Below are 717 nucleotides of genomic sequence, written 5' to 3'. Positions count from 1 at the left end.
AGTTGTTTCTCAAGCGCTTGCAGAGCGGTTATCTGCGACCGCACATGAGAGATGTGATCATCGAGCAAGGCGTTGACGGCGGTACAAGGCTGATGAGGGTCGTCCTGATAGCTCTGTAGTTCGTGAATCTCAGCCAGTGACAGGCCTAGGATTCTGCAGCGACGGATGAAGGCCAGCCCCTCACCATGCTTCTCGGTATAGACACGGTAACCGTTGTCCTGCCGATCAGGCGGCGGCAACAAGCCCTGCTGTTCATAGAAGCGGATCGTCTGTGTTTCGACCCCTACCAACTGCGCCAACTGACCAATGCGCATCAGCCTCCTCCCCAACGGATTCTTTACTCTATTGACCTTATAGTAGCTTTATAGTTTAAAATGGTACCACAACATTGTTCAAGTGGAGTCGTATCATGAGCAAATCCTGTGGTGGCGCCTGTGGCGGTGATGCAATGTCCGCAGCGGATACCGATATACAGGCCTCCTCCGAGGCGCCAGGGAGATGGGTCAGTGTTTATGCCGTGCCGAAGATGGACTGTCCATCAGAAGAGCGAATGATTCGCCTAGCCCTGAACGGCTTTGAGGAGGTTCGGGCGCTGTCCTTCGACTTGTCGAACCGCCGGCTGAAGGTCGTGCATGACGGCGAGGTCGAGCCCGTCACCTCGAAACTGAAGACCTTGGGGCTAGGCGCCTCGCTTCAGGAAACCGTCGCTGCAAATCC

General features: G+C 55.4%; 2 protein-coding genes. One reads left to right on the top strand and one right to left on the bottom strand.

Translation table 11 applies throughout. The features are described from left to right. A partial coding sequence (cadR, locus tag J3B89_RS21005; protein WP_062372602.1) for a Cd(II)/Pb(II)-responsive transcriptional regulator occupies positions 1-314 on the bottom strand: 314 nt, incomplete at its 3' end. A 95-nt stretch (positions 315-409) separates the two neighbouring features. Here cadR and J3B89_RS21000 point away from each other — a divergent pair. After that, positions 410-717 (top strand): cation transporter (locus J3B89_RS21000; RefSeq protein ID WP_215399547.1); only part of this gene is annotated, 308 nt, incomplete at its 3' end.

The sequence above is a fragment of the Rheinheimera oceanensis genome (assembly GCF_018831085.1).
Classification (GTDB): Bacteria; Pseudomonadota; Gammaproteobacteria; order Enterobacterales; family Alteromonadaceae; genus Alishewanella; species Alishewanella oceanensis.
This window is presented reverse-complemented; position numbering and strand designations above follow the sequence as displayed.